This is a genomic window from Qipengyuania aquimaris (genome assembly GCF_009827445.1).
Lineage (GTDB): Bacteria > Pseudomonadota > Alphaproteobacteria > Sphingomonadales > Sphingomonadaceae > Qipengyuania > Qipengyuania aquimaris.
This window is the reverse complement of record NZ_WTYI01000001.1, coordinates 2206292-2219459: the sequence shown is the minus strand read 5'-3', so window position 1 is coordinate 2219459 and position 13168 is coordinate 2206292. Positions and strand designations below refer to the sequence as shown.

Annotated in this window: 18 protein-coding genes; 13 read left to right on the top strand and 5 right to left on the bottom strand. The window is 59.4% G+C overall.

Features of this window, described 5'->3' with window-relative positions:
• Positions 1 to 7: 7 nt before the first annotated feature.
• Complete coding sequence (locus GRI34_RS10895) at positions 8 to 271, bottom strand: DUF6489 family protein (RefSeq protein ID WP_090477074.1); 264 nt, start codon at positions 269 to 271, stop codon at positions 8 to 10.
• A gap of 110 nt (positions 272 to 381) precedes the next feature.
• Here GRI34_RS10895 and GRI34_RS10890 point away from each other — a divergent pair, with 110 nt between their 5' ends.
• From GRI34_RS10890 to GRI34_RS10880, 3 genes are read left to right on the top strand one after another with little or no spacing between them, the layout of a single operon-like run.
• Complete coding sequence (locus GRI34_RS10890) at positions 382 to 1077, top strand: dienelactone hydrolase family protein (protein ID WP_160595941.1); 696 nt, start codon at positions 382 to 384, stop codon at positions 1075 to 1077.
• Positions 1078 to 1091: 14 nt separating this feature from the next.
• A complete protein-coding gene (locus tag GRI34_RS10885; RefSeq protein WP_199800150.1) occupies positions 1092 to 2681 on the top strand; it encodes an FMN-binding glutamate synthase family protein in 1590 nt (529 codons plus the stop codon).
• Positions 2678 to 3076 carry a nuclear transport factor 2 family protein gene (locus GRI34_RS10880; protein WP_160595940.1) on the top strand — a complete coding sequence of 133 codons (399 nt, stop codon included), beginning with the start codon at positions 2678 to 2680 and terminating at the stop codon, positions 3074 to 3076. The genes GRI34_RS10885 and GRI34_RS10880 overlap by 4 nt, the downstream gene beginning before the upstream one ends.
• Here GRI34_RS10880 and GRI34_RS10875 read toward each other — a convergent pair.
• Positions 3073 to 3540: a MerR family transcriptional regulator gene (locus GRI34_RS10875; protein WP_160595939.1), complete on the bottom strand. Its 468-nt coding sequence runs from the start codon at positions 3538 to 3540 to the stop codon at positions 3073 to 3075. The genes GRI34_RS10880 and GRI34_RS10875 overlap by 4 nt on opposite strands.
• Before the next feature lie 167 nt (positions 3541 to 3707).
• Between GRI34_RS10875 and GRI34_RS10870 the strand changes: the two genes are divergently transcribed.
• Positions 3708 to 3872, top strand: a complete 165-nt coding sequence (locus tag GRI34_RS10870) for a YegP family protein (protein WP_160595938.1) — start codon at positions 3708 to 3710, stop codon at positions 3870 to 3872.
• Positions 3873 to 3960: 88 nt separating this feature from the next.
• Here the strand turns inward: GRI34_RS10870 and rho are convergent, their stop codons facing one another.
• From rho to hemE, 3 genes are all read right to left on the bottom strand, one after another.
• Entirely contained in the window at positions 3961 to 5226 is a 1266-nt protein-coding gene (rho, locus tag GRI34_RS10865) for a transcription termination factor Rho (protein WP_090477067.1), read from the bottom strand.
• Between the two features lie 163 nt (positions 5227 to 5389).
• Entirely contained in the window at positions 5390 to 5833 is a 444-nt protein-coding gene (locus GRI34_RS10860; RefSeq protein ID WP_160595937.1) for a CopD family protein, read from the bottom strand.
• 31 nt (positions 5834 to 5864) lie between these two features.
• Positions 5865 to 6890, bottom strand: coding sequence for a uroporphyrinogen decarboxylase (gene hemE, locus GRI34_RS10855; protein ID WP_160595936.1), 1026 nt, complete (start codon positions 6888 to 6890; stop codon positions 5865 to 5867).
• A gap of 279 nt (positions 6891 to 7169) precedes the next feature.
• On the opposite strand from hemE, the gene GRI34_RS10850 reads away from it, so the two are divergent.
• The 9 genes from GRI34_RS10850 to GRI34_RS10810 all read left to right on the top strand — a co-directional run bounded on the left by GRI34_RS10850 (position 7170) and on the right by GRI34_RS10810 (position 13142).
• Positions 7170 to 8060, top strand: a complete 891-nt coding sequence (locus GRI34_RS10850) for a pyruvate, water dikinase regulatory protein (RefSeq protein ID WP_407692135.1) — start codon at positions 7170 to 7172, stop codon at positions 8058 to 8060.
• Positions 8057 to 8653 carry a Maf family protein gene (locus GRI34_RS13310; RefSeq protein WP_160595935.1) on the top strand — a complete coding sequence of 199 codons (597 nt, stop codon included), beginning with the start codon at positions 8057 to 8059 and terminating at the stop codon, positions 8651 to 8653. The genes GRI34_RS10850 and GRI34_RS13310 overlap by 4 nt, the downstream gene beginning before the upstream one ends.
• Entirely contained in the window at positions 8650 to 9501 is an 852-nt protein-coding gene (gene aroE, locus GRI34_RS10840; RefSeq protein WP_325065213.1) for a shikimate dehydrogenase, read from the top strand. The genes GRI34_RS13310 and aroE overlap by 4 nt, the downstream gene beginning before the upstream one ends.
• On the top strand, positions 9498 to 10100 hold the full coding sequence (gene coaE / locus GRI34_RS10835) for a dephospho-CoA kinase (RefSeq protein ID WP_160595933.1): 603 nt from the start codon (positions 9498 to 9500) through the stop codon (positions 10098 to 10100). Before aroE ends, coaE begins: the two co-directional genes overlap by 4 nt.
• Before the next feature lie 41 nt (positions 10101 to 10141).
• Positions 10142 to 10831 carry a DNA polymerase III subunit epsilon gene (gene dnaQ / locus GRI34_RS10830; RefSeq protein WP_160595932.1) on the top strand — a complete coding sequence of 230 codons (690 nt, stop codon included), beginning with the start codon at positions 10142 to 10144 and terminating at the stop codon, positions 10829 to 10831.
• A 67-nt stretch (positions 10832 to 10898) separates the two neighbouring features.
• Entirely contained in the window at positions 10899 to 11468 is a 570-nt protein-coding gene (gene hpf / locus GRI34_RS10825; RefSeq protein ID WP_160595931.1) for a ribosome hibernation-promoting factor, HPF/YfiA family, read from the top strand.
• A 12-nt stretch (positions 11469 to 11480) separates the two neighbouring features.
• A complete protein-coding gene (locus GRI34_RS10820) occupies positions 11481 to 11939 on the top strand; it encodes a PaaI family thioesterase (RefSeq protein WP_090477053.1) in 459 nt (152 codons plus the stop codon).
• Entirely contained in the window at positions 11936 to 12286 is a 351-nt protein-coding gene (locus GRI34_RS10815; RefSeq protein ID WP_160595930.1) for a DUF1491 family protein, read from the top strand. The genes GRI34_RS10820 and GRI34_RS10815 overlap by 4 nt, the downstream gene beginning before the upstream one ends.
• 202 nt (positions 12287 to 12488) lie before the next feature.
• Positions 12489 to 13142, top strand: coding sequence for a cell wall hydrolase (locus GRI34_RS10810; protein ID WP_160595929.1), 654 nt, complete (start codon positions 12489 to 12491; stop codon positions 13140 to 13142).
• Positions 13143 to 13168: the final 26 nt, after the last annotated feature.

Sequence of the window (13168 nt, the reverse complement as noted above, 5' to 3'; positions counted from 1 at the left end):
AGCTATCCTAGTCGTCCGAAGACTTGGTGGTCTTGCCGGAAGTGCGCGCAGCATTGGCGCCCTCCATGAAGCTCTGGAACAGCTTGAAACCGGCCTGCCCCATGGGCGCGAGCTGTCGCGCGTATTCCTGCAGCTGGTCCGGACTGGAAACACCCTTCATCGCTTTCGACATCATGTCGACGTAAACGTCGTTCGCCTTTCCTACGTCGGGCAGGCCCATGAAGGTCCGCGCCTCCTCTGGCGTACAGTCGATTTCGATTTGGACCTTCATCGCGTTTCCTCCGTTGAATGCCCAGAAGACATCTGGGTCTTTCCATATCTGGGTTTGCCAGCCCCGCGCCACAAGCGCTAGGCCTGCAACTATCTAGGGAGAATACACGCATGAGCGAACTGGTCACCATCTCCACACTCGATGGCGCAAACACATTCAACGCCTATGTCGCGAGGCCGGCCGACAAGCCGAAAGCCGCGATCATAGTCATCCAGGAGATATTCGGTATCAACGCCGGAATTCGCCGCAAGTGCGACAAGCTCGCGGAAGACGGATACCTGGCGGTGGCCCCGGACCTGTTCTGGCAATTCGAGGATGGCATCGAACTCGACCCCGATATCGAGCCGGAAATGAATAAAGCGTTGGATTTATTCGGAAAGTTCGACCAGGACCAAGGCGTCCGGGACATCGAGGCGGCGATCAAATACGCTCGCGGCGAAGGGTGCTCCAAGGTCGGCGCGGTCGGCTACTGCCTTGGCGGACGCCTCGCCTACATGACTGCGGCACGGACGGATAGCGATGCTACGGTCGGATATTACGCCGTCGGCGTCGACAATCTTCTGGGCGAAAAGCACGCCATCGCGAATCCACTCATGCTCCACATCCCGACCGAGGACGGTTTCGTGGACAAGGAAATTCAGGCAGCCATGCATGCCGGCCTCGACGACCACCCCAAGGTAACCCTTCACGACTACGAGGGTCTCGATCACGGCTTCGCGACGGAGTTTGGCAATCGTCGCAGTGATGAAGCTGCGAATCTAGCCGACCGCCGCACGAGCGAGTTTTTTGCCGAACACCTAGCCTGAAGGCGTCGATTGCGATGGAAAAGCTCCCCTTCCGGTACATTATCCCGGTCCTTCTCTACGCGCTTGTGGCGATTGCCGGACTATGGGAGCCGGCAAGGTGGTTGCTGTGGATCCTGGTTCCCGCTCTGCTCGTTGCAGTCTGGGATTTTTCACAGGAAAAACATACTCTTAGAAGAAATTACCCGCTCATCGCCCGGATCAGGTGGATCATGGAAGACCTGCGCCCCTTCGCCCAGTCCTACGTGGTCGAAGGGGATCTCGAGGGCAGGCCGTTCAGCCACCAGGCTCGCGCGCTTGTTTATGCACGAGCCAAGGGCGACCTCGACTCGCACCCGATGGGGACCGAGCTCGACGTCTATTCCGATGAATATGAGTGGGTCGGCCACTCGATTGCCCCCTCCTCCACCGCGCCCGAGGAATGGCGCGTGACGGTCGGCGAAACCACTTGCGCCAAGCCGTACTCGTCGTCCCTCCTCAATATCTCCGCCATGAGCTTCGGGTCGCTTTCCGGCCGTGCGATCGAAGCGCTTAACGCCGGCGCTAAAGAGGGCAACTTCGCGCACAACACCGGCGAAGGCTCGATCAGCAAGTATCACCGCAAGCCCGGTGGCGACCTGATCTGGGAATTGGGAAGTGGGTATTTCGGCGCAAGGGCCAAGGATGGCCGCTTCGATCCGGACCAATTCAAGGAAAACGCCACCTCCGACCAGGTCAAGATGATCGAACTCAAACTGAGCCAGGGCGCCAAGCCCGGTCATGGCGGCGTCCTGCCCGGCGCGAAGGTGACGAAGGAAATTGCAGAAGCCCGCGGTGTGCCGATTGGCGAAACCGTCACCTCGCCGGCAGCACACCCGGAATTCGACACCCCGATCGAAATGCTCGAGTTCGTGACAAGGTTGCGCGAATTATCGGGCGGCAAGCCTGTCGGCATCAAGCTGTGCGTGGGCCTTCCTCACGAGATCTTCGCGGTCGGGAAGGCGATGCTGGAAACCGGATTGCATCCGGACTTCATCACCGTCGATGGCGCCGAAGGCGGGACGGGCGCCGCACCTCTCGAGCTTTCCAACTCTGTCGGAATGCCGCTGCGTGAAGGGCAGATCTTCGTACGCAACATGCTTGTGGGCACCGGCCTTCGCGACAAAGTAAAGATTGCCACGTCAGGCAAGATTCATTCGGGCGCGCAAATGGCCAAGAGCTTCGCCCTCGGTGCCGACTGGTGCAACGCGGCGCGGCCTTTCATGTTCTCGCTCGGCTGCGTGCAGTCGATGAATTGCCACAAGGGCACCTGCCCAACAGGCATCGCCACACAGGAAGAGTGGCGTCAGCGCGGCCTCATCGTCGAGGACAAGGCCCCGCGCGTAGCCCGCTTCCAGCGCCAAACGCTGCATTCCTTGCGAGAAATCACGATCGCCATGGGTCTCGACAACCCCTGGGACATGAAACCGCTCGATATGCGAGAGCGGATCAATGGCGCGCGATCCGATGCCTTCGACAAGATATACTATTTTGCCGAACCGGGTGTGCTGCTCGACAAGCCGTCCTCCACTCCTCTCGCCCGCCATTGGGAGGCAGCGAGAGCCGATAGTTTCCGGAGGCACGCATGAGCGCTAAAATGGGTTTGAAGCGATGGCATGAGGTAATCGATGCCGGGTCGCGGCCAGCGGACCTCGCCGCAATCATCCGGGAAGATGCCCAGTTCCACTCACCCGTCGTGCATACGCCGCAAAAGGGCCGCGACCTAGTGGTGGGTTACCTCTCCGCTGCAGGCAAGACCCTTGGGAACGACAGTTTCACCTATGTGCGCGAACTGGTCGACGGCCCGAACGCCATGCTGGAATTCACTACGGAAATGGGCGGGATACACGTCAACGGCATCGACCTGATCGAATTTGATGAAGCCGGTATGATCGTGGATTTCAAGGTGATGGTGAGACCACTCAAGGCGGTGAACAAGGCCTGGGAAGAAATGGCTGGAATGCTGGAGCGCATGAAGGCTTAGCCCAACAACCTAATTCTTTCTTGCCCCCACTCTGACTGCACAACCGTATGAAGGCGGTCCAAGTCTAATACGAAAGCGAACGTCAGCTGACCGTCAAATGTAAGGTCAACCAACTCATCCCGACTTCTCGGAAAATAGAAGTTCCCTCCGCTAAAAACCAAATGCCTGATAGCGCCGGGACTATGCTCCAAGACAGCCGGATCGGCCTTCCAGCGATAGGCCTGTAGCTTTTCCAGCGCGTCTTTAATGGCAGCGACGGAGGCGCCGTTCTCTAGCAAAGTCGCAATTGTCTTCAGTATAAGGACATCGCGGAATGTATAGAGTCGCGGAACACCCCTGCGCTTGCGGCGCCTTATTTGTGGTATGAAGACGCCACTACGCTCCAAGTAGTCGATCATCGCGACCGACCCGAAGCCGCAAATCTCCTTCACGGCTTTGGCACGTATCTTATCAACAGAAGTCATATACAAAGTCCTGCTCAGAACTTTTTATATTTATCGCAGAAAACCGTTAATCCTGCACTCACTTTCTCTCAACACAATAATTAGTGTCTTTCTATAGCTTGTATGCACAACATCTTGCGTCCACCATCCATACGGCATCACGAGCGGTGCCAGAAAGGAGGTAAGATATGTATTTTGAGAAATACCAGTCAGGTGGCTGGCGGTGGCGCCTTAAGGCAGCCAATCACGAGATTATCGCGTCGGGCGAAGCCTACGTATACGAGCGCGACTGCGACCACGCGATTAATCTCGTGAAGGGCACAAATGGCCAAACGCCAGTGTACCGCCGCTAAGGGTACACTTCTTCAATTTCGGATCAACAAGAACTGCAAGGTCTAACTGGAAAGGGCCGCTCCCCGGTTTGGGAAGCGGCCCTTTCGCCTACTGGTTCATATTGGCGAAGAAGTCTTCGTTGGTCTTGGAGTCCTTCATCTTGTCGAGGAGGAATTCCATCGCGTCGACCGTGCCCATCTGCATGAGGATACGGCGCAGGACCCACATCTTCGACAGCTTGTCCTTCTCGACCAGCAGTTCTTCCTTGCGGGTACCGGACTTGCCGACGTCGAGAGCCGGGAAGATGCGCTTGTCGGCAACCTTGCGGTCGAGGACGATTTCGCTGTTACCCGTGCCCTTGAATTCTTCGAAGATGACCTCGTCCATGCGGCTGCCGGTATCGATCAGCGCGGTCGCGATAATCGAGAGAGAGCCGCCTTCCTCAATGTTACGCGCAGCACCGAAGAAGCGCTTGGGGCGCTGGAGCGCGTTGGCATCGACACCGCCGGTGAGCACCTTGCCCGAGCTGGGCACGACGGTGTTGTAGGCGCGGCCGAGACGGGTGATGGAGTCGAGGAGGATGACGACGTCGCGCTTGTGTTCGACAAGACGCTTCGCCTTCTCGATCACCATTTCGGCGACCTGGACGTGGCGGTTTGCGGGTTCGTCGAAGGTCGACGAAATAACCTCGCCCTTCACGCTGCGCTGCATGTCGGTGACTTCTTCCGGACGCTCGTCGACGAGCAGGACCAGGAGGAAGACTTCCGGATGGTTGTCGGTGATCGCCTTGGCGATGTTCTGCAGCAGGACGGTCTTACCGGTACGCGGCGGAGCGACAATCAGCGCGCGCTGACCCTTGCCCTGCGGCGAGATGATATCGATCACGCGCGCCGACTTGTCCTGGACCGTCGGATCGAGCGTATCGAGCGACAGCTTCTGTTCCGGGTAAAGCGGGGTCAGGTTGTCGAAATTGGTGCGGTGGCGGACCTGGTCGGGATCTTCGAAATTGACGCTAGTCAGCTTCGTCAGCGCGAAATAGCGCTCGCCTTCCTTAGGCGCGCGGATTTCACCTTCGACAGTGTCACCCGTGCGCAGGCCCCATTTGCGGACCTGGTTGGGCGAGACGTAGATATCGTCGGGACCGGCGAGATAATTCGCTTCGGGGCTGCGCAGGAAGCCGAAACCGTCCTGCAGCACTTCGATCGTGCCGATGCCCATGATCTTTTCGTCATATTCTTCATCTTCCGCCAGTTCGCGGAGAATGCAGAACATGAGGTCTTGGCGGCGCATGGTGGATGCGCCTTCGACGCCCAGTTCCTCGGCCATTGCCACGAGGTCTGCGGGCGCTTTTGCTTTCAAATCTTTGAGATGCATGTGTTTTTACTCAGGTATATGGAATGGCCGGCGGGTCGGTATGGGCTTGGAGAAAGCAGACCCGGCACCCTGTTGAATCGCGGGGGCCTCTTGCCGGTTGGTGGAATGCAGATAAATGTCGCCCCGCCTGCCGTCAATCGGCAAACGATGGTCGCGGCCAGCGTCAGAACGGTTTGACGATCACCAGGACTACAATCACCGCAAGCAGGATGCCGGGCACTTCGCCGTACAGCCGCAACTGCTTTTCGCTAAGCGGGCGGTCGCCTCTCGACATGGCCTTCGACTTGGCGACCATGAATCCGTGAAAACCGGTCAGGAGCAGCACGAACAGCAATTTCGCATGGAACCAGCCTTGATCGAACGCCCCGATACTCATCGCAAGGGCGAGACCAAGGACCCAGACGACGATCAGGCTCGGCGTTAGGATAATCTTGCGCAGCAGGCCCATGCGCTTGGCCCAGGTCGCTTCCTCTTCGGATCCCGCCGCGGCCTCGTGGCAGTAGATCATCTGGCGCGGGAGCATGAACAGACCTGCCATCCAGAACACCATGAAAATGATGTGGCCGGCCTTGAGCCAAAGATAGGTCATCGCAAGAATATCCTGCATGCAGTCGATGTAGGGACAGCAGACAGCTTCGTCACCCCTGCCAGCCCCGGACAGTTGCAATCAGGCGCTCCACATTCGCAATCGGGGTGCGGCGATCAATGCCATGACCCAGATTGAAGACATGGGGCCGGTCGGAAAAAGCCTCGAGGATTGTCTCGATGCGCGTTTCGAGGGCCGGACTACCCGAAAGCAGCAGAAGCGGGTCCAGATTGCCTTGTACGGCCATCCCAGCGGGTAATTCGCGTGCGACCCACACCGGATCGAGCGTTTCATCTACGCCAACCGCCTTCACGCCTGTTTCGCGAGCATAGGCCGGAAGCTTTTCTCCAGCTCCCTTGGGAAAGCCAATGATCGGAGTTGCAGGATACCGCTGCGATAAGGCCGCTACGATCTTCGCGTTCGGAGCGATAACCCAGCGTTCGAACTCGTCGGGCGCAAGGCTGCCGGCCCAGCTGTCGAAGAGCTGCACGGCCTCTGCACCGGCTTCGATCTGGCCGGAAAGATACTCGATAGTTTCATGGGCAATCGCATCGATGATCGCCTGCAATTTGCCTGGGTCGCGATAAGCCATGGCCCGCGCATCGTGCTGGTCACGGCTACCCTCGCCAGCAACCATGTAGGTCGCAACCGTCCACGGGCTGCCCGCAAAGCCGAGCATTGTCACATTTTCCGACAGGCGCTGGCGACAAAGGCGAACCGTTTCGTAAATCGGATCGTAGCGGGAGCGATCCGGACTCAATCCATCGAGTTCGGCTTCGACGAGCGGAGGAGAAAGCTTGGGCCCCTCACCCGCCAGAAATTCCAGGTGTTGCCCAAGGGCATGCGGCACGATCAGGATATCCGAAAACAGGATCGCCCCATCAAAACCGAAACGGTCGATTGGCTGCAGCGTAATCTCGCAAGCCGCCTCGCTGTCGTAAGCCATCGCGAGGAATCCGCCCTTCTCGGCGCGCAATTCGCGATATTCGGGAAGGTACCGGCCAGCCTGGCGCATGAGCCAGAGCGGCACCTTGTCAGAGCGCTTACCGTTCAGAGTGTCGAGCAGAAGGCCGGGCATCGAGAGAGAGTCCAATCCAATAAATAAGTATTATTATAAGAGTTGAAGGAGTCTGTTGGCCCTGTGGATATCGGGCATAGCCGCCCCCTGCCCCATTTCTCCCGCAAGGAAAAGGCCGGATACGGGATTGCGACTCGTGCTCTGTCTTGAGTCGAGTCAAACTTATCCCGCTTCTCCCCAGCCTGCGCACAAGTTCCATTTGCTGTGCGGGAATCGCCCCCGGAGATGACTCGCAATGGGGAGGGAATTGATCCCCGAACTTGTCGGCAGACTTGTGCCGTGGTTTATCCGGTGCTTCTCCACAGGCCGAAAGTGACCAACATCGCCGACCGTATTCATCTCCACCTGCTGTCCGATTCCACCGGCGAAACGCTTGAAATGCTGGCCAAGGCCGCACTCGCGCAGTTCGACGATGCCGATGTCGTGCGCCATTTCTGGCCCATGGTCCGCTCGCGCCAACATCTCGACCGGATCGTGCCGGAACTCAAGGCAAATCCCGGCCTGGTCCTCTTCACCCTCGTCAATCCCGAGGCGCGTGCGCGCCTTGAAGAGGTGTGCGCCCAGAACGGGCTGCCTGCCGTGCCGATTCTCGATCGTGTGACGGAGGCGCTGGAAAAAGCGCTGGGGCAGGAAGCTCATGGACGTCCTGGCCGCCAGCACCAGATGGACAAGGCTTACTTCGAACGCGTCGAGGCGATCCAGTTCACCATCGCCCATGATGACGGTATCGGCTGGGAAAACTGGGAAGAGGCCGACATCATCCTGGCAGGCGTCTCGCGCAGCTCGAAGACGCCGACGAGCATCTATCTAGCCAATCGCGGATATAAGGTCGCGAATATCCCGCTGGTGGTCGAAAGTCCCCCGCCCCCTAAACTCTTCGAGCTGCGCAAGCCCCTTGTCGTCGGCCTTACAACCGCGCCGGAACGCCTCGTCCAGATCCGCCGCAATCGCCTCCTCACGCTGAACGAGCAGTCTCAGACTGCCTATATCGATAACGAGCGGGTCAAATCGGAAGTGGCGTTCGCACGCCGGATGTTCGCTGATAATGGATGGCCGGTTATCGATGTGACGCGCCGCTCAATCGAGGAAACTGCTGCTGCGGTCATTCGGCTGTGTAGCGAGCGCAGCCACAAAACGGGCGGCGATTTCGAAGGGGTGAAGGCGATATGAGCGGCATTTCGGGCACAGGCATCGTGCTCGCCTCGAATTCCGCCTCGCGCAAGGCGATGCTGGATGCGGCCGGCGTTTCCTATTCGGCAGAGCCCGCCGATGTCGACGAGCGTGCTTTGGAAGCCGAGATGGAGGGCGCCGATCCCGCAGAGATCGCGCAGGCTCTGGCTGCAGCAAAGGCGACCGGCGTGAAATCGCACGGTCTGGTCCTGGGCAGCGATTCACTTGTCGAAGTCGATGGGCGCAGGTTCGACAAGCCTGCAACCCGCGACCAGGCGGCAGAGCACCTGCGTTTCTTTTCCGGCAAGGTAATGACCTTGCACAGTGCTGCTGCGCTGGCACGAGACGGGAAGATCGTCTGGATGGGATCGGATTTCGCGCGCCTCAAAGTTCGGGAGCTGTCCGAGGAATTCATCGAAGCATACCTCGATGCCGAATGGCCGGAAGTTTCTTACTGTGTCGGCGTTTTCCGGATCGAGGGTCCGGGCGTGCAACTGTTCGAAAGCATCATCGGCGACCAGTTTACCGTACTGGGAATGCCGTTGCTCCAGGTTCTCGACGCGCTGCGCGATGGAGGCGCCCTTCCCTCGTGAAGCCTTACGCAGAGGTCATCGGCGACCCGATCGCGCAGTCCAAGTCTCCTGCGATCCACGGCTTCTGGATCGAAAAGCTCGGGATCGAGGCGGAATATCGCGCGCACCATGTCGCATCATCCGGTCTCGAAAACTATCTTGCCGAACGGCGGGGAGACCCCGACTGGCGCGGGTGCAATGTCACCATGCCGCATAAGCAGGCGATCATCCCTTACCTCGACCGGATGGAGCCCCTGGCCAAGCGTGTGGGAGCGGTAAATACGGTCGTGAAGGCTCCGGACGGAGCGCTGGTAGGGCGCAACACGGATGTCGCGGGCTTTCTCGAACCCTTGCGATCGGAACTGTCGGGCACGCATTATTTCCGGATGGCACGCATTCTGGGCACGGGAGGTGCAGCGCGTGCCATCGTGGCGGGACTTGCGAAGGAAGGGTTCACCCTCGTCCTTGCGGGACGCGATACCGACAAAGCGCGCGCTCTTCTTGATGAACTGGCCGAGGGAGAACACCATGTCGCGCCGCTGTCGCATTTTGCCGAAGTGACGGACTTTGCCTTCGACGACCGGGACGGCTGCTGCGATTTGGTCATCAATGCCAGCCCCCTTGGAATGCGCGGCCAGCCGTCATTGCCCTTTGACTGGAGCCACGCCCCGCCGGGATCGATAGCCTATGATATCGTCACCGACCCGCTCGAGACAGCTTTCCTGACGTCGGCGCGCGATGCGGGGCTGCGGACTATCGATGGTCTTTCCATGCTGATCGGTCAGGCTTCGGCCGCCTTTCGATTTTTCTTCGGTGTCGAGGCACCGCGAGAGCATGATGGTGAGCTGCGCGAAAGGCTTACTTCATGACTCGGCCGATTATCATCGGGCTCACCGGCTCGATCGGGATGGGTAAATCCACGGTCGCCGAGATGTTCGAGCGTGCGGGCGTGCCGGTCTTCGATGCCGACAGGGAAGTCCGCCGGATGCAGGGCCCCGGCGGGAGGCTCCTCGCTGCTATCGAAGCTGAATTTCCGGGCAGCACCGACGAAACCGGTGTCCTGAGGGACAAGCTAGGCAAGCTGGTGTTCGGCGACAAACCCGCCCTCGCCCGTCTCGAGGCCATCGTTCACCCGGCAGTCGCCGAAGAACGGGGCGCCTTCCTGATCGAACACGCCGGTCAGGACATGGTGGTATTCGACATCCCACTCCTGTTCGAGAAAGGCGGCTCCGAGGCGGTAGATGTGGTGGTGGTCGTCTCTGCCCCGGCCGAGGTCCAGCGCGAGCGCGTGCTGGCCCGCCCTGCGATGACGCCCGAGAAATTTGCGCACATACTGTCACTTCAGGTTCCCGACGCAGAGAAGCGCGCTCGCGCCGACCACATCATCGACACTGGAACGACGCTTTCGCAAACCGAACAGGCGGTGCACAGCCTCATCGACGATTTGCGTAGCCAGTCGCGAATCTAAAAACCTTGTAATCCGCCAGCACGAGTCCGATAGTCCCTGCAATGCGCGAGATCGTTTTCGATACTGAGACCACCGGCCTCGATCCCAAGACAGGCGACCGGATGGTCGAAATCGGTTGCGTGGAAATGGTCAATCTTGTCCCGACGGGCGAGGTGTTCCACGCTTATTACAACCCGGAACGCGATATGCCCGCAGGGGCAGAGGCTGTGCACGGATTGTCTGCGGCGTTCTTGTCGGACAAGCCGCTATTCCGCGATACCGCGCATGAATTGCTCGATTTTATCGGTGACGCGCCTCTCATCGCTCACAATGCCGGGTTCGATTTCGCCTTTTTGAATGCCGAATTGACCCTGTGCGAGCGCGAAGCCATCTGCATGAGCAGGATGGTGGACACCGTCGCCATGGCCAAGAAAAGGCACCCGGGCGCGAAATTGTCGCTGGATGCGCTGTGTTCGCGCTACGGCATCGATCGCAGCCATCGCGTCAAGCACGGCGCCCTGCTCGACGCGGAATTGCTCGCCCAGGTCTATGTGGAACTCAAGGGTGGTCGCCAGATCGGCCTGGAACTCGCGGCAGAGCGCGTGCAGGTCGTCGAGCAGGACAAAGTGGTTGCCGTTCGCCAGGCGCCGGACCGTCCGCGCCGCGAGCCGCGAGCCCATGCGCCCAGCGAGGAAGAGCTTGCGCGCCACAGGAAATTCATGAGCGGGATCGAAAACCCGCTTTGGGGTTAGTTTCGTTGGAGGGCGCGGCGCGTGTCGCCACGTTCCCGACCGGCATGCTGCGGTAAAGGAGAGAAATATGGATATTCGCGTCTCGGGTCATCAGATCGATACCGGCGCTGCGCTGCAGACCCATGTCGAAGACCGCATGCAAGGCATCGTCGACAAGTATTTCAACCGCGCGATTTCCTCGCACGTCACCTTCGGCAAGGCGGCTGGCGGCGCGTTCTCTTCGGACATCGTCACCCACGTCATGCAAGGCCTCATCCTCAAGGGTCATGCGGAGGCCCACGATATCCACCAGGCGTTCGACAAGGCGGCAACCAAGATCGAAAAGCAGCTCCGCCGCTACAAGAGGCGAATCCAGGACCGGCACGAGCAGGCGCAGTATGCCATGCGCGAAGAAGAGGCCGCCTATACGATCTTCGCCGCGCCCGAGCCCGAGAACGACGATGAGATCACTTCGGACAGCCCGCCGATCGTTGCCGAGACGAGTGCGATGATCCCCGAATGCTCGGTGGCCGATGCGGTCATGATGCTCGACCTGCAGAATACGAACGCGCTGCTCTTCAAGAATGGCGCTACGGAAGCGCATAACATGGTTTACCGCCGGCCCGATGGTTCGATCGGCTGGGTCGAGCCGCGCTGACGGGACATTTCGATGGCAATGTCTGGCAATAGCGGCGCGGAGGGTCACTGGCGCGCTCTTGAGGGATTGTACGCCTCTGCACCCGTAAACGGCCTGTTCGATTCCTCGCTCGAGATCACGGGGGAAGGCAGCGCGCGCATCACTTTCGATGTGACCGAGGCTGCCTATCATGCCGCCGGCGCAGCGCACGGGACGATCTACTTCAAGATGCTCGACGATGCGGCATTCTATGCGGCGAATACGCTGGTTACGGACCGTTTCCTGCTGACCACGTCCTTCAACCTCCATTTCACCAAGCCGGTCCGCGAAGGGCGCGTTACTGCGGAAGGGCGCTGGGTCAGCGGCAAGCGGCGCGTTTTCGTGGCCGAATCACGGTTGGTCGATGCCGAAGGTGACGAAATAGGCCGCGGCACGGGCACCTTCATGAAATCGCGCATCTCACTCTCCGGCCTACCGGGATATGCCGCTTGAGCCACGGCTTCGAAGACGCGCGCCTGCCGACACATATCGAGGTGAGCGGCCTGATACGCCAGGCCCAGGCCGCCGGAGGCTTTGCTACCGTCCTTCAATCGGGCGAGCGCGATGCAGGAACGCTGGGCATATTAACCACACACAGTGGCAAAAATACAATGTTTTGGGAGCGGATGCCGCAGTTGGATGGGACACGCCGCTTTCAAGCAACAAGAACTCAAGACATTGAAAATGCGCGCGAATTTGACGATTATATCCGTCGCCGCATGGACCAGGACCCCGATCTTTGGATTTTGGAGCTGGATGGCCCCGAAATGGAACGGCTCATCGATTCCGACCCCCGTTAACTTGACACGGTTTCAATTGTGACTATTTGGCTGCCCAGCTTCGATGCGTAGGCGGCTTTGGACGACAATGGGGTCGGCAAGCTAGCACGCAGACGGGGAACGACCGGCAGGCTCGAAAAACGGATCTGAATAGTATGGCACAAGTAACGTGCCTCTGATCCCGGCCTGCGACTGCGAGTTCACCGCTTAGTCACTCGGAATAATGCGAAAGACTTACCTAGCCCTCGCGGCGAGCGCGGTTACGCTTGTTGCAAGTTTCGCCGGTGCGGAAGAAACCGGCTCCATCGCCTTCGCTGCTGAAGCGGATAGCGAGACGATCGTCTCCGAAACCGAACTGACCGATGAGGTCGTGCCGGTATTCGTCGAAGGCGAAGTCGTCCAAGAACTTCCTGAAGAAACGGAAGCCACCCAAGAAATTCCCGCGGAAGCGCCAAAGGCCGAGAGCCTGCACGCGCTGGTTTCCGCCATGCCTGCAGCCGGACAGCTGTCGGAAGAGATGCGCTGCCTTGCAGGTGCCGTCTATTTCGAATCGCGCGGTGAGCCGCTCGAAGGCCAGCTGGCTGTTGCGCAGGTCGTCATCAACCGCAGCGAATCGCGCCAGTTCCCCTCCAGCTATTGCGGCGTGGTCTACCAGCGCGCCCAGTTCAGCTTCGTTCGCGGCGGCAAAATGCCGCGCATCAAGCAGGGCTCTGCTGCATGGAAACGCGCCAAGGCTGTTGCGCGCATTGCGCACCAAGGCCTGTGGGACAGCGAAGCCGACGATTCGCTCTATTTCCACGCGAATTACGTCCGCCCTAGCTGGGCAAAGCGCAAGGTCGCTCGCGCCACCATCAAGACGCACATCTTTTACCGATAAAATTCTTTGGACGGGAATACGAGGCC